Genomic DNA, 14,047 nt, shown 5'->3' with positions numbered 1-14,047 from the left:
CAACGTAACCCTATATAAAAGAGTACAGGCGATTAATTAAAAAGGAGCTCTGTACTTGAGCTCCTTTGAGTATTTTCGGGGAAGAAAGCTTAATTGATTTCAGAGAACTTGAGCGCTAATTGCTCAATAGCACAGCCGTATCGACTTGCATTAATGCGCTTATATGAGGTTTCATCCGTCGCATTCAAACTCACCAAAAACGCTCCTTGCTGGCCCACTGCGGTTGTATCTTGGCTTAAACACAAGGCCTGCGTTAATGAACGTAATTTATTATCCGTTAATATATTATTGAAGCGCTGCATCGGCAAACTCGGTATCTTTATATTTGGTAGAGCATTCTCAGCACTGCGCTTATTTAAACTAAACCCTTGTTTATTATAGTTAAAAACACTACCTGATGGCCAATAAGAATAACGATATGGTTGCGCCTGCTCTAAGGTTAAACCTATGACACCTCGCTCACCTAATACCGTAAGCACATCGCCTTCATTTGATTTGATCACGACCAAAGAGGTATTAGCGTCAATACCCAGCCCCACATGCTGATTAGTTGTATCAAGGGCTGTTGCTAACAAAGCAAGACTATTTGTTTCACTAAACTGGCTTTTAATAAATGCGTATTCGACACTTTCAATCCCCGGCTTAGTGTCAACATGTTTGTTTTTTAATACATCAGCTGCACTTTGTGGTTTATTTTCGATGTGTTGTATTGCAACAAACTCGGCATTTTTATTTTCAGCAATTAATACAGGAGCATCGCGAACAGCACTTGTCCATGGGTAAGCCTTACCATCGGGGTTATAAAAGCTTGCACTAAGGTTATGTGTATTGCTGTTATTACCCGCCAAAACAATACCAGTACTGTTATTAATTTTCTCTATTAATGACTCAACCCCTTGCTCACAGAGTCTACGTTCAGTATTGACGCGCTTAGGGAACACAGTCTTTCTGTTAAACAGCCCCATGTGTTTATGTCGAAACTGCTCAAGTTGACCACATTGCCCTTGAGTTAACGCCGTTGCTAATGCAGGCGTTAAGGCGAGCCACTCTACTGCCACACCTATTTGCGATAATACAGTCTCATAATAACTTGCTGTAAAGTAAGGGTCTCGACTAGTTGCGCTGATCACTAACAATTTAGGGGTTTTAGCTTTTACTTTTAAACTCGCAGCAATAAATTTATAGCTATCGTCCAGCCAGAGTTGATCTGTTTTACTATTTTTTAAATCGATATTGAGTACGCGCCCTTGTCCATCTGGTTGAGCAACTTGCAGCATATCAATCACATAATCAAACTCCAGTTGAGTTAATTCACTCATTTGCTGGCTTGCAATATCACGCCATGCCCACAACAACTCCCTTTTAGAAAGTAATGTTTGGTGAGTTTTTAATAACGTATTTAAATTGGTGACTGTCGCTGTTAGATGGCTTTTATTTACTGTTGGCCAATCTTTTTTTATTAGCTCAATAGAATCTGTAGAAAGCACATATAGTGCACTTTTTTCATCCCTTAACGGCGCATCTAATTTACAAAACTGTGGGCTTAAGGTAGTACAGGTTTCAATTGCACTGCCCATCATAATTAAGGTCTGTTCATTATTCTTGGCAGTTGCACTGTTAAAATTGATGAGTGATAAAAATAGTAGAATATTGGGTGTAATACGAGATACAAGCGAAGACAACGCCATGGTTAACCTTAAAGCAATTAATTAAAACACTGCCTGTATTGTTAACGATCTCGTTATCAACAACAAGCAGGTTTTAAAAAATCTTAAACACATCGATATGTTAGTTAATTTTACTTACTAATAACTGCTCGACTCTAATACCTTCTACATCAACCACTTCAAACTTAAAGCCAGAAAAAGTAATATACTCAGCACGTTTAGGAATGCGTTTCATTGAGTAAATTAAATACCCTGCCACGGTTTCGTAATGCATTTGATCCGGAAATTCATCAATTTCCAGCACCTTAGCCAGCTCAACCACCGGGGTTAAGCCATCCACTAGCCACGAGTTTTCATCTCGCGCAATGATCAGTTCATCACCCGTGTGGGTTATCAAATCGCCCATAAAGCCTTTCATCAAATCTTTAACGGTGACGATACCTACAACCAGTGCGTATTCATTTACCACCACAGCAAAGGGTTTTGCAGCTGCTTTAAATGCATTTAATGCCTCAGATAAACTGAGTGTTTCGGGTAAATAAAAGGTTTCTTTTTCTAATAACTCTTCATTGATGTTTGCCGCCTCACCTTTGAGTACTTGGCGTAATATATCTTTTGATTCAACAGAGCCTATGAGTTTATCTAAATTACCATTACATACTAAAAAGTGGTTATGGGGGTGATCAATAATTTTACTCGCAATGTCAGTACTGGCTTCTTTTATATCAAAATAAACAATTTGGTCCCGTGGCGTCATCACGCTTGATAAAAACCGGGCTTCTAAGTCAAATACATTACCGATTAAGTCATACTCTTGTTGCTGTAAACTGCCATATTCCGCCCCAGCATCCATCATCGCAACAATATCTTCAGTGGTGACAATATCTTCACGCTCTGCAGGCACCTTAAATAGCCGTAAAATCATATTTGTCAGGCCATTAAAAAATACCACCAGAGGAGTCAGGGCAAAGGTCACCCATCTCATCAGCGTGACGAGCCTCACAGCGACCGCTTCAGGCATTATCATCGCTAAGCGTTTCGGCATTAAGTCGGCAAATAAAATGAATAATGAGGTGATGATAAAAAACGAAATTAAAAAGCTGACTTGAGCTAATAATGGGCCTTGATAGACCATTACTAATACACGTTCTACATACGGTGACAGAGCTTGCTCACCAACAATGCCCCCTAAAATAGCAATCGCATTAAGCGCGATTTGGATCATGGCGAAGAATGCACCGGGCTGCTCTTGTAATTTTAATACGGCGGCCGCATTTATATTGCCCTCATCGGCCATCACTCTTAATTTAATTTTGCGTGATGCTGCGATGGCAATTTCCGACATAGCAAATAACGCACTGATCAAGATCAATAACCCAATCCCGATTAAATCACCCATTTAACACTCCAACAATAAGCGCTTTTATAAGCAAAAGCAGCTGGATTATAGGCTCTTTTTTAAACTCAGCAATTGATATTTCACTTATCTTTAAAGAGATTAAATTACAATCACTTAGATAGGCATTTTTGACTATTTAGATAGGCATTTTTGACTATAAAGCAGAAAACACACGGGTCAGCTCTAACTTAGACACTTTGTCTAACGCTTTATTGCAAGCAAAATACAATGATGGCTGTTTAATATTAAGTTTTAATACAGGTTGTAGGCTATCTGCTGTGGGCTGTGATTGTTGCTCAAAGTCAACTCGCTGTTTAGGTAAGATGACAAGATCGATATTATTTTTTCGACTGTGAACAATATTAAATATGTTATCAAAGCTATCCATAGCCAGTAAGTTTTTACCTTCTTCAAAGCCTTGAGATGATAAGTACTGATGACTATAGTTATCTTTAAGTACGGCAACACGATACTGTTTAGCTTGCTCTAAGTTATCTAACTGAATATTTTTAGAATTTAGAGCATAAAAGTTGGTAGTGAGTTCAGCTAACTCCGCAATCCAAAGTAACTTATCTTCGCGCTCTTTAGAACGTGTTACCGAAAAAATACAAGTTTGCGGGTCGCGCAAAGCGGTATTAAATGCAGTACTCCAACTATGTACTGAAATTGCATAATCAATTGAAGATGCATCCAAGGCTTTACGCACTTTTTCTACCACATGACCAGTCAGTTGCTGGTTATCGTCAAGGTATTGCGCTGGGGGGAAATTTTCGGTCACTATATTGAGCTTAGCTAGGCATTGCTGACTCATAATAACCAAAAATAATAAGCTCCATTTAATCACTTTGTTTCTCGCACATAATAATCGACTCCGCATAAATTGTTATATTGTCGTCTAAATATAGCGCTAATTTACTGATAAGTGAATAAAAAACAGGCCATAACAGCCTGTTTTTGAGATTTTTCTCTAAAAGGTTATCTGTTCATTGCATTGATTAAAAATGCTGAAATTTTTGCACCTTCCCTCAACGTGGTTTCTGAGCTTGATTGACCTACTAAGGAACTGTCGGTAAATGGCGCTATTTCCATCATATCAGCCCCCGTTATTGGAAACTCATCAGCCAATGCCGCTAGGATATCTAACGCGTGCTTTGGCGTTAGACCATTACCTTCGGGAGTACCCGTTGCCGAAGCAAATTCTTCATCTAGAGCGTCAATATCAAAGCTTACATAGAGTTCGTCTACATTATCAGCTTTTAATTGAGCAATCACTTCACTAGCAACTTCTTGCGCGCCACGTTCAATGATTTCATGCGCCCAATGTTGTTTAATACCAAAGGTCGACTCCCAATGCTCTTTAGGCTTACCACTTGAGCGAATACCAAATTGAATAAGGTGATGCGGCGCAGGTAAGAACTCTAAAATATGCGTGCACCATGAGCCAAAGCATAAATCGATACCTAAACGCTCAACAAGTAAATCGGTATGCGCATCGAAATGAATAATGGCAGTACGTTTACCCTGTTCGCGCTTAGCTTTTAAATACGATTTTGTCAGTGGGTAACTGATAGAGTGGTCGCCACCGATACCAAAAATACCTTTATCGCTAAACGTAGCATAAAAGCTGTCACAAACATCTTCGGTAATTGACAGTGGGCTCACGTAATAATCACTATTAGGATTATCATAGAGCGCCTTTTGACAATTGCTAATCGTTGCATCATTTAAGTATTTATCATGCAGTAAATGAGGGATAACACGTACATCACCTAAGTCAAAAGATTTCGCTTGGGGTTGTTGGTCAATCAAGGTCGAGCGCAAAAATAAAGGTCCCCAGTTAGCACCACGTAAAATACCGCCGCCACAATCAGAGCTGATCCCAAGGGTAACCGCTTTATAAGGACTCTGTGATAAAGTCTCTAACGAGTCACGCCACAAAGGCTCTACGTTATCTTCTTGACCGTACAGCTTGTTACGTAACGCCGCTTTTCGCTCTTTTGCCGTATTAACAGTGAAAACTCCATCACCCGGTGGACATAAACAGTGTTCAACTTTGCTTTTAAATGTTTGCCATTGTGTGCTCATTACGATTCCTTACTCTGTGTTTTTGCGTAGTTATGCAAAAAAGACGCTGTTGAAAATAAATTTAATAAAACCTTCATGGTGGTCATTTCATAAAACATGACAACAAAGTCAATTTTACAAAGGCACGTAGAAAAATAAATTTATCTTTATGTAACATAGCTTTAGCTATAAATTAAAAACAACGCATAGATTCAAATTAAGTATATTAAAGGATAGATATAGTGTCTGTTTAAACAAGTCAACCGTTGTGTAAATTGATTAATTTGCTTCAGTGATTGAATATTCAAAGAGAATGAATAAAGCTGATAATCTAAAGCGGACATCCGTCCTGTACAGGCAATGTCATAATAGTAATGATGTTAGATTGACAATACTCATATGATTTAAAAGGCAACATTATGGAAAAGGTTTTTCATTTAGGACTTACTCGCGACGATTTACAAGGCGCAACGTTAGCAATCGTGCCAGGCGATCCTGATAGAGCTGAGCGCATCTCTAGTTTTTTGGAAAATCCACGTTGTTTAGTACAAACCCGAGAATTTCATGCTTATTTAGGCTTACTTAGCGGCCAACCTGTTGTGATATGTTCAACTGGTATTGGCGGCCCATCAACATCTATTGCAGTAGAAGAGCTGGCTCAATTAGGTGTTGATACATTTTTACGCATTGGTACCACAGGGGCTATTCAGCCACATATTAATGAAGGTGATATTTTAATTAGCCAAGCGTCTGTTCGCTTAGATGGTGCAAGCCAGCACTTTGCGCCACTTAATTACCCTGCCGTATCTGATTTTTTTGCGACCCAAGCCATGGTTAACGCCTGTAATAACCTAAATATTGATTTTCATATCGGTATAACAGCATCAAGCGATACCTTTTACCCTGGTCAAGAACGCTATGATACCTACTCAGGTTACGTGCCAAAAGCGTTCCAAGGTAGCTGCGAAGAATGGCAAAAGCTTGGCGTAATGAATTACGAAATGGAATCGGCTACGTTATTCACCATGTGTGCAGCACTAGGTTTAAAAGCTGCCTGTGTGGCAGGGGTATTAGTAAATAGAACGCGCCAAGAAATACCCAATGTTGACCACGGCGAGATTGAGAAAAAATCAGTTGCCGTGGTACTTGAAGCCGCTAAAGTGCTACTGAGTAAAGCTTAAACTATAGCTTTGTAAAGCTGGTAAGTTATCGTAACTTGCCAGCACAGCTTCACTCACTTGCAGTTGATTTTCTGCACCTTCAGATTGTAATAATTCTACTTTTTCAACCGTCTTATTATCCAAACTTAAACCTGCCAAATAAAGCTGACTAACTGCACTTTGTAATGGGGCAAGACTTGGACTATAGGCTGCATTTTCAGCATAACGTCCATAAAAATTGCCATGGTTAAATGTGGTTATTTTTACCGCACTAAAGTTTTGCGTGTAAGGAACATAAGCTTGCTTTGCCTGCTCAATAAGCACAGGACAAACCTCAGAGTTTGTATCCACATGAGCAGATTGTGGATCCGGATTAAACAAACTATATTTATTACCCAAATCCTTAGGTCCAAACGCAGCAGGCAACAATTCGGTGAGTTTAAATTGTTGAGTTGGCAATAAAATATCGAAAGTTTCCGCATCTGCCAACTCATTCATAAATTGGCGGCAATAACCACAAGGTGCATCACTAATCGCTATTTTAACAACAGACTTAGCACCATTGAGCCAAGCATTATTTATTGCTGATTGCTCAGCGTGAACCACTAAACTCAGCGGCTGATGAGCAAATTCAACATTAGCACCAAAATAAAAACTAGGCTGTTGCTGTGCATCTAAGCCTACCACGATTGCCCCCACTAAAAACTGAGATATAGGCGCCACAGCAAATAAAGAGGCAATAGGTAAACAAGCCCTGAGTAATTGTGCTTGAGTGAGTGAGTGCTCAGTGCAAAGTGCATTAATATCAGCTGTATTTAATCGACCCTGTTGCGATTTAACTTGATTGAACAATGCATTACGCGCAGGTTCAGCAAATTCGAAAGTGTGCCCTGTTATTGAATTGATAGGCGAAGAAGATGTTGATGAAGTCATAAACAAATTTTACTTATTTAATGGCTACACAGTGTAAAATGTTCAGCGACTAATTACCAGATTGATTTTCCAACCAACTTTTCGCAGTAGCAAAACACTCAAAGTTTTCTGCTGCTATATTAAACCGCTTGGCTTTTTGCAGAAACAAGTCGTGCATAAAACCATCAAAACTGACTATTCTGGCAATCAGGTAGTCTTTTAGCCAACCCGATATAGTCGGCATAATACTTAAAAGCTCGCTGGCTGGAAAATCGTGACTGAGCTCAGACACGTCGACCAGTAGCTTGTTGCTGCTATACATTTCGCCATACTGCTGGGCAATCTGATAAAAATTAATCACATCCTGTGCACTTGCAGTCCCTTTTAATGTCATCATTATTAATGATGTGGATGCATCAAATGTGATGCAAGTTGAAACATTAGACATACAATAGACTCGGTTAATTGATGAAGTGCCAAAAAGCGGGGTATTGTAATTTTTTATTGGAGCGAGTCAAGAAATACCATCCAAACAGGTCAGACCATGAGTAATTTCCAGATAAAAGTACTATATTTATTGAGCGAAAACGGAATTTTCTGAGCTTAGTTCTTTGCGCTTTTATTTGTAATCGTGACCATATAAAAACATAAATCACTTAGGACTGGGGTAAAATGTGGTGTTTAATGCAGTTAAATACTCCCTTTTTGGCAATATATGCGCCGAGCCTTGTGAACACGGCGCACACTGTGTACTGACATTACCTATTGATGGCCCCAAAGCTGCAAAAGAGCACAATGAAGCCATACATCATAGCCATTAACCTGTATTGCGCATACCTGCTGCAATACCTGTCATGGTGATCATTAATGCATTATCAATATCACCTGATGCACCTTCTTGCGCTTCACGAGAGCGTTTAAGCAGTTCTACTTGTAGTACATTTAACGGATCGGTATACGGATTACGTAAGCCAATTGACTCTTTGATCCAAGGCTGATCAGCCAACAAGCTTTGCTGCGGGCTCAGTGACTGCACTAATGCAATCGCTTGTTTAAGCTCTTTACGTAACTCTTCACCTAGTGGCTTATATTGCGGTTCAACAAGCGCATCATCATAGTGAGCACTTAGCCAGCAATCGGCCTTACTGAATACCATTTCGAGCATTTCTAAACGCGCTCTAAAGAACGGCCACTGCTGACTCATTTCGTTTAAAGTTTCAACGCCGTATTGTTCAACTGCGGCTTGTAAGCCTGTTAACGCCCCCAACCACGCAGGTAACATTAAACGGTTTTGACTCCAGGCAAAAATCCATGGAATAGCACGCAGACTTTCAACGCCGCCATGTGGATTACGCTTCGCAGGGCGCGAGCCCAATGGCAATTTACCCAACTCTTGCTCTGGCGTTGCCATTCTAAAGTACGGCACAAAGTTTTCATCAAAACGCACTACATTACGATAATGCTCGCATGACTTTTCACTGATCAACGCCATCACATCACGCCATTGCTCTTTTGGCTCTGGTGGTGGTAATAAGTTACTTTCAAGCACGGCTCCGGCGTAAATATTTAAGCTTTCTAATGCAACATTTGGTAAGCCAAACTTAAAGCGGATCATCTCGCCTTGCTCTGTTACCCGTAAACCACCTTTTAATGAACCCGGAGGCTGTGAACGCAGAGCTTGTGCAGCAGGTGCGCCACCACGGCCAACGGTACCACCACGGCCATGGAATAATACAAGCTCAATACCACGCTCTTGGGCAAGCTGTACTAGTTTATCCATTGCTTCATATTGCGCCCAACCAGCAGCCATCATGCCTGCGTCTTTGGCTGAATCAGAATAACCGATCATTACGTTTTGTACGCCCTCAGCTTGACCACGATACCAAGTATTATCAAGCAATTGCGTTATAACACTGTGGCCAGCGTTTAAATCATCAAGAGTTTCAAATAATGGCGCGACAGGGAGCCTAAAGCTACAACCACTTTCTTTTAACAATAACTGCACTGCTAACACATCTGAGGCTGTACGTGCCATTGAGATAATGTATAAACCGAAGGTCGATTCATCTTGCTTTGCGATGACATCAAAGGTGTCGAGTACTTCTTGCACGTCATTACTTGGTTGCCAATGTTTAGGTATCAATGGCCGGCGAGAATTAAGCTCTGCCAGTAAAAATGCTTGTTTATCTTCTTCTTCCCACTGGTTGTAATCCCCTAACCCTAAATAACGGGTTAACTCAGAAAATACATCACCGTGGCGTGATGAATCTTGGCGCACGTCAAGCTTAGCTAAACGAATACCAAAACTATTGATACGACGCAGAACATCTAGTAATAAACCATTTGCTACCACACTCATATTGGCTTTCAATAGTGAGCGATAACATGCCTCTAGCGGCTGTTTTAATTGACTAATATCGGTAACGATATCTTGCGCTTCGGTGCGCTTATTCATAATTTTAGCGCCTAAGTGAGCAACCGTTTCACTCACTTGTGCTTTTAATACTTTTAACACTGCGCGGTAAGGTTCAAAATCTTGCCCTGCTAATTCAACGAGCTCGTCGCTCGCTTGTGACATTGACAGCTCAGTACTTAAAGTGTCGATATCACGGCTATACAAATCAAGTGCCATCCAACGGCCATGATCCAGCACTTGTTGCGTGACCTGGGAAGTCACAAATGGGTTACCATCACGATCCCCCCCCATCCACGATGTAAACTCAATAGGGCTATAATCGTTTGGTAGCTCAAGATCTAACTGCTCTTTTACTTCTTTACTAAAGTCTCTTAAAAAGCGCGGCACAGCATGCCAAAGGCTGTTTTCAATAACCGCAAAACCCCATTTAGCTTCATCAATTGGGGTTGGGCGAGAGCGGCGAATATCATCCGTATGCCAAGCTTGACTTATTAATTGAGCAATACGATTAAGAATATTTTCGCGCTCATATTCTAAGTTATCTGTACGCTCAAGCGCCGCTAGACAGTCACTTAATTCAACATGTTTATTAATAATCGTACGACGTGTTACTTCTGTCGGGTGTGCGGTTAAAACTAAATTGATATGTAATTTCGACAAGCTGTCAGCAATTTCATTAGGATTTAATTTTCCCTGATTTGCTTGGCTAGATAATGCTTTTAACGTTTGTGTAAGAGGGCTTAATTGACAAAAGCCAACATCGTTAAAACGAGAAATAGTATGAAATTGTTCTGCTACATTGGCTAAATTTAAAAAATGGTTAAAAGCGCGAGCCACTGGCAATAACTCTTCGTCAGTTAATGCGTGCAGAACATCAATTAGGGCATGACGGTCTTGCTCGTTACCTGTGCGTGATGATTTTGCTAAAGCGCGAATTTCTTCTACTTTATCTAAAATCGCTTGTCCTTGGGTATCTTTTATTGTTTGGCCTAATAACTGGCCTAATAAATTGACGTTCCCACGCAAGGCGGCATATTGTTCACTCATTCCAAATACTCCATTGTTGATGGTTATACCCAAAGGGTATGAGTAATAAGCGGTGCATGACTTTAAAGCGTGGAGTGAGAGTAGAAACAAAAGCCAACACGCGCTTACCTTTTTTGTTCTTAACCTCTATTAATATCATTCATAAACCCAATTTAATAGATCCAAAGCATATTCTATTTCGTAACAAGTAATAATATACCTAATAAACAATGACTCGTTATGATTATATTTTACGATGGCAACTGCCCACTTTGCGCAAAAGAAATGCGCTCATTAAAGCGCGCTGATGTACATAACAAAATTAAACTTGAAGACATTAACAAAGACGACTTCGAAAGCCGTTACAGCTATATTAAACGTAAAGACGCCATGGCTTTTTTACACGGCCAACGAGATAATGGTGAAATGCTGTACGGCCTTGATGTAACCTTTGCTGCTTGGCAATCCGTTGGTCGCCACACATGGTTAAAACTGCTGCAATTACCTATCATTCGTTTTTGTGCAGATGTAGGTTATTGGCTATTTGCCAAGTATCGTAAACAAGTCACGACCTTATTTTGCACTACCCGATGCGGGATAAAATAATGGCGAAAGTGTATGTTCTATTTGGCGCAAACAGTGCCATTGCAAGTGCTTACTTAGCCACGATTGCGGATCATGACTCCCGTGCAAGCGTTATTTGCGTAAGTAGGCATGCAACTAATCTAAGCGATAATCGCCTCGACATTCAGTCGTTCATTTGCGACTACTCAAAAGCAAGCCTGAATGAATTAACGGACCATCTTAAAAAGCACAACGTAAAGCCTCATCAGGTTATTATATTCAATGGGCAATTACACTTTGAAGAGGCCATGCCTGAGAAAAAGCTTGAAGATATTGACGAACAATATTTTAGTACCTTATTAAACACAAATGCGTTAACGCCTATTCTATGTTTGCAGGCGATTGCCCCATTATTAGATCACAAAACGCCCTGCACCATAACCTGCCTAAGCGCTCGCGTTGGCAGTATAAGTGACAATAAACTAGGAGGTTGGTACAGCTACAGAGCGTCAAAATCCGCGCTTAATATGCTATTTCAAAGCGCAGCCATTGAGCTCAGTCGTCGGGCTAAGCAAACACGGTTAGTGTTGTTTCATCCAGGAACCACGGATACCTTTTTATCAAAGCCATTTCAAAAAAATGTTCCGCAAGGCAAATTATTTAGCCCACAGTATGTAGCACGCTCACTTTATTCACTTTTACAACGGCCAAATGAGTTAACAGAAATAGGAAATTGCGCCTACATTGACTATCAAGGGAACAAAATCCCTTGGTAATACTTTTACTACTTTTCTGAATTTTACGCCCTCAAAAAGGATTCACAATGCAGTTAGATAAAAAGGCACTCGAGCAGCTTGATTCACGTTATCGCGCTCATTTAATTAATTCACTGTCTGGGTTCAAAAGCGCCAATTTAATTGGCACCCAGAGTAAAAATGGGCAAACAAACTTAGCCATTGTTAGCTCGGTATTTCACTTAGGCGCACACCCCCCTCTCGTTGGTATGATCATTCGGCCCCACAGCGTACCACGCCACACATTTGAAAACATTAAAGAAACTGGCTATTATACCATTAATCAAGTTAATAGTGATATTTACAGTCAAGCCCACCAAACTTCGGCTCGCTATGATAGAGATGAGTCAGAGTTTGATGCAACTGGTTTAAGCCCTGAATATTTAAATGACTTTAATGCCCCGTTTGTTTCACTGAGTCGTTTAAAATATGCCGTAAGGCTTGTAGAGCATCAACACCTTAAAATAAACGGCACCGAGCTTGTGATAGGCGAAATAATAGATTTACATGTAGACGGGAATGTTATTAGCGATGATGGCTATATCAACATTGAGGCTCTCAACACTGTGGCAGTAAGTGGCTTAGACAGTTATCACACAACACACTCGATTACACGTTTACCTTATGCCAAAAAGCAGCGAGTTTGATTGTGTAAATAATCCGAAGCCATCACAACCTCGCTTCTTAATCATTTTAGCTAAAGTGGAAGCTACCAATTAATAAACTTAGCCCAGCCAATAACCACACCAAAGCAAAGTTATGCCAAAGCTGGGCATTGTTGTAAACATACGTGGGGTTATCTACATCAACCAAAAGAGTACATACTTTACCTTGCTTAAAACGCGAAAATAACGTGTCATCATGCCCTACTAATACGCTGTGTAAATGGCCATTAAAACGAAAGTTAACTAACATTGTTTGCTGCTGGACTAGCTCTAACGCTGTAATGCGATTACTGACGACCGTCGTAATATTTTCAATTTCACACACTCGCCAATGATGTTTACTAACTTTACATTTTAACCACCGAGCTAAAGGTAAAAAGCCAACACTTATAAAACAAATGCCAAGTGTTAAAAGTACACTGCTCATGGTGTTCTAGCCTTGTAATGATTGATAAACATGACTCGCTGCAATTAAATCACTCAATGCTGTACCTACTGATTTAAATACAGTTATATCAGTTTCATTAAAGCGTGCATAGCTGTCTTCTTGTGCTAACTGCGCAAGCTCTGCGCACACATCTTGCTCACTAAAAACACCTTCTTTAATCGGGAGCAGTAGCTCTCCAGCTTCACTTAACACATTTTCTCGACTATCAACATACACGCGGCTGCGAGTAATTGTTTTGCTATCACATTCTCTTGCTTCACTATGATGATTACCGATTAAATCAACATGGGTACCCGGCTTTAGCCAGTTTCCGTCAAACAATGGTGCCGCAGAGCCTGTTGCACAGCTAATTACATCAGCACTGTGGATAGTTGGTTCATCACTTTTTCCTATTACAACATCAATATTAACGAATGCTGTCTTTAAACGGTTTTGTAATGCCATTACTTTTTCTTGATTGCGCGCAATTAGTGTAACACGAGTAAAGTTTCGCACACTTAGATGCGCTCTTATCATGTACTCAGCTAGGTTTCCACTGCCAAAAAATACAAGATGCTGGCTATTTTCCCGTGATAAATAATAACTGGCTAATGCCGATACTGTTGCCGTACGCCATAATGTAATACGAGTTCCATCTACCAAAGCTAATGGTTCACCATGATCGCGTGAAAACAGCATTATTTTAGAATACAAAGATTCATACCCAACTTGACTGTTTTTAGGAAAATACGTAAACGCCTTTACACCAATCACATGCTCATTCCACGCGGGTAAGACTGCAAACGCATCATGGCTTAAGTTACTTTCATCAAGCTCGTAGACATTGCGTTTGGGCATACCAAATTCTTGTGCAAAGCCTTGGCGCATCGCAGTGAGCAATGTATCAAAATTCAATACATTATCAATTTCGTATTTCTCAATAATCTGCATAA

13 protein-coding genes are annotated in these 14,047 nt (G+C 40.3%); 4 read left to right on the top strand and 9 right to left on the bottom strand.

Annotated elements, in window-relative coordinates; translation table 11 throughout:
• Positions 1-89: 89 nt before the first annotated feature.
• The 4 genes from B5G52_RS13870 to B5G52_RS13855 all read right to left on the bottom strand — a co-directional run bounded on the left by B5G52_RS13870 (position 90) and on the right by B5G52_RS13855 (position 5,151).
• Positions 90-1,688 carry a hypothetical protein gene (locus B5G52_RS13870; RefSeq protein ID WP_087533239.1) on the bottom strand — a complete coding sequence of 533 codons (1,599 nt, stop codon included), beginning with the start codon at positions 1,686-1,688 and terminating at the stop codon, positions 90-92.
• 100 nt (positions 1,689-1,788) lie between these two features.
• The gene (locus tag B5G52_RS13865) at positions 1,789-3,066 is read right to left on the bottom strand and encodes a hemolysin family protein (protein WP_087533238.1); all 1,278 of its coding nucleotides are present in this window, start codon (positions 3,064-3,066) and stop codon (positions 1,789-1,791) included.
• Between the two features lie 154 nt (positions 3,067-3,220).
• Complete coding sequence (locus B5G52_RS13860) at positions 3,221-3,877, bottom strand: ABC transporter substrate-binding protein (protein WP_254911212.1); 657 nt, start codon at positions 3,875-3,877, stop codon at positions 3,221-3,223.
• 164 nt (positions 3,878-4,041) lie between these two features.
• Positions 4,042-5,151, bottom strand: coding sequence for an arginase family protein (locus B5G52_RS13855; protein WP_087533236.1), 1,110 nt, complete (start codon positions 5,149-5,151; stop codon positions 4,042-4,044).
• A gap of 398 nt (positions 5,152-5,549) precedes the next feature.
• Between B5G52_RS13855 and udp the strand changes: the two genes are divergently transcribed.
• Positions 5,550-6,311, top strand: a complete 762-nt coding sequence (gene udp, locus B5G52_RS13850; protein WP_087533235.1) for a uridine phosphorylase — start codon at positions 5,550-5,552, stop codon at positions 6,309-6,311.
• Here udp and cdd read toward each other — a convergent pair.
• From cdd to ppc, 3 genes are all read right to left on the bottom strand, one after another.
• On the bottom strand, positions 6,294-7,223 hold the full coding sequence (gene cdd, locus B5G52_RS13845; RefSeq protein WP_087533234.1) for a cytidine deaminase: 930 nt from the start codon (positions 7,221-7,223) through the stop codon (positions 6,294-6,296). The two genes, udp and cdd, sit on opposite strands and share 18 nt — an antisense overlap.
• A 49-nt stretch (positions 7,224-7,272) precedes the next feature.
• Positions 7,273-7,650, bottom strand: a complete 378-nt coding sequence (locus B5G52_RS13840; RefSeq protein ID WP_087533233.1) for a hypothetical protein — start codon at positions 7,648-7,650, stop codon at positions 7,273-7,275.
• A 369-nt stretch (positions 7,651-8,019) separates the two neighbouring features.
• The gene (gene ppc, locus B5G52_RS13835) at positions 8,020-10,665 is read right to left on the bottom strand and encodes a phosphoenolpyruvate carboxylase (RefSeq protein ID WP_087533232.1); all 2,646 of its coding nucleotides are present in this window, start codon (positions 10,663-10,665) and stop codon (positions 8,020-8,022) included.
• Between the two features lie 219 nt (positions 10,666-10,884).
• Here ppc and B5G52_RS13830 point away from each other — a divergent pair, with 219 nt between their 5' ends.
• From B5G52_RS13830 to B5G52_RS13820, 3 genes are read left to right on the top strand one after another with little or no spacing between them, the layout of a single operon-like run.
• The gene (locus B5G52_RS13830; RefSeq protein WP_140394327.1) at positions 10,885-11,250 is read left to right on the top strand and encodes a thiol-disulfide oxidoreductase DCC family protein; all 366 of its coding nucleotides are present in this window, start codon (positions 10,885-10,887) and stop codon (positions 11,248-11,250) included.
• Positions 11,250-11,984 (top strand): SDR family NAD(P)-dependent oxidoreductase, encoded by a 735-nt coding sequence (locus B5G52_RS13825; protein ID WP_087533231.1) that lies wholly within the window; start codon positions 11,250-11,252, stop codon positions 11,982-11,984. Before B5G52_RS13830 ends, B5G52_RS13825 begins: the two co-directional genes overlap by 1 nt.
• Positions 11,985-12,031: 47 nt before the next feature.
• Complete coding sequence (locus tag B5G52_RS13820) at positions 12,032-12,649, top strand: flavin reductase family protein (protein ID WP_087533230.1); 618 nt, start codon at positions 12,032-12,034, stop codon at positions 12,647-12,649.
• Between the two features lie 46 nt (positions 12,650-12,695).
• On the opposite strand, the gene B5G52_RS13815 is transcribed toward B5G52_RS13820, so the two are convergent.
• Both B5G52_RS13815 and B5G52_RS13810 read right to left on the bottom strand, forming a co-directional pair.
• On the bottom strand, positions 12,696-13,094 hold the full coding sequence (locus tag B5G52_RS13815; RefSeq protein WP_087533229.1) for a hypothetical protein: 399 nt from the start codon (positions 13,092-13,094) through the stop codon (positions 12,696-12,698).
• A 6-nt stretch (positions 13,095-13,100) separates the two neighbouring features.
• Entirely contained in the window at positions 13,101-14,045 is a 945-nt protein-coding gene (locus tag B5G52_RS13810; RefSeq protein ID WP_087533228.1) for an ornithine cyclodeaminase family protein, read from the bottom strand.
• Positions 14,046-14,047: the final 2 nt, after the last annotated feature.

It is taken from the genome of Pseudoalteromonas sp. A601 (assembly GCF_002165575.1).
Lineage (GTDB): Bacteria > Pseudomonadota > Gammaproteobacteria > Enterobacterales > Alteromonadaceae > Pseudoalteromonas.
The sequence above is the reverse complement of the archived record's forward strand: the minus strand, read 5'-3'. Positions and strand labels throughout refer to the sequence as shown.

What these genes read in the sequence shown, in the direction of transcription:
- B5G52_RS13870 (WP_087533239.1), bottom strand. Translation starts at nt 1,688, where the DNA reads ATGGCGTTGTCTTCGCTTGTATCTCGTATTACACCCAATATTCTACTA.
- B5G52_RS13865 (WP_087533238.1), bottom strand. Translation starts at nt 3,066, where the DNA reads ATGGGTGATTTAATCGGGATTGGGTTATTGATCTTGATCAGTGCGTTA.
- B5G52_RS13860 (WP_254911212.1), bottom strand. Translation starts at nt 3,877, where the DNA reads ATGAGTCAGCAATGCCTAGCTAAGCTCAATATAGTGACCGAAAATTTC.
- B5G52_RS13855 (WP_087533236.1), bottom strand. Translation starts at nt 5,151, where the DNA reads ATGAGCACACAATGGCAAACATTTAAAAGCAAAGTTGAACACTGTTTA.
- udp (WP_087533235.1), top strand. Translation starts at nt 5,550, where the DNA reads ATGGAAAAGGTTTTTCATTTAGGACTTACTCGCGACGATTTACAAGGC.
- cdd (WP_087533234.1), bottom strand. Translation starts at nt 7,223, where the DNA reads ATGACTTCATCAACATCTTCTTCGCCTATCAATTCAATAACAGGGCAC.
- B5G52_RS13840 (WP_087533233.1), bottom strand. Translation starts at nt 7,650, where the DNA reads ATGTCTAATGTTTCAACTTGCATCACATTTGATGCATCCACATCATTA.
- ppc (WP_087533232.1), bottom strand. Translation starts at nt 10,665, where the DNA reads ATGAGTGAACAATATGCCGCCTTGCGTGGGAACGTCAATTTATTAGGC.
- B5G52_RS13830 (WP_140394327.1), top strand. Translation starts at nt 10,885, where the DNA reads ATGATTATATTTTACGATGGCAACTGCCCACTTTGCGCAAAAGAAATG.
- B5G52_RS13825 (WP_087533231.1), top strand. Translation starts at nt 11,250, where the DNA reads ATGGCGAAAGTGTATGTTCTATTTGGCGCAAACAGTGCCATTGCAAGT.
- B5G52_RS13820 (WP_087533230.1), top strand. Translation starts at nt 12,032, where the DNA reads ATGCAGTTAGATAAAAAGGCACTCGAGCAGCTTGATTCACGTTATCGC.
- B5G52_RS13815 (WP_087533229.1), bottom strand. Translation starts at nt 13,094, where the DNA reads ATGAGCAGTGTACTTTTAACACTTGGCATTTGTTTTATAAGTGTTGGC.
- B5G52_RS13810 (WP_087533228.1), bottom strand. Translation starts at nt 14,045, where the DNA reads ATGCAGATTATTGAGAAATACGAAATTGATAATGTATTGAATTTTGAT.